The 240-nt window shown below is 57.5% G+C and carries 1 protein-coding gene; it reads right to left on the bottom strand.

The genetic code is table 11. The annotated features are described in order from the left end of the window. Positions 1-85: 85 nt before the first annotated feature. On the bottom strand, positions 86-223 hold the full coding sequence (locus tag ACFZPT_RS26940; RefSeq protein WP_379559163.1) for a recombination protein NinG: 138 nt from the start codon (positions 221-223) through the stop codon (positions 86-88). Between the last annotated feature and the right edge of the window lie 17 nt (positions 224-240).

Here is a 240-nt window from a genome sequence, read left to right as displayed (position 1 = left end):
CCGACTTGTGGTAGTTGCACGGCGCGCACTGGCGCCAGACCTTCAGCGGCTCGAAGCGAATATCTGGGTAGCCACCGACTGTTCGCTAGTGCCCGGCGTGCCATTGGCCTTTATGGTGCCGCCCACAGCTAACACACGGCATACCGTCGTCCAGTTCGCGAATACATGAGTTGATTGCTGTTTGGGATTCCTTAATGTGATGTGCGAGCTTCTTGATCTTCACCTTCGCCGCGCGCAGCT

It is taken from the genome of Pseudomonas sp. MD330_10 (assembly GCF_042610415.1).
GTDB classification, from domain to species: domain Bacteria; phylum Pseudomonadota; class Gammaproteobacteria; order Pseudomonadales; family Pseudomonadaceae; genus Aquipseudomonas; species Aquipseudomonas rhodesiae.
Note: the sequence above shows the minus strand (reverse complement) of the source record. Positions and strands in the feature narration are given on the sequence as shown.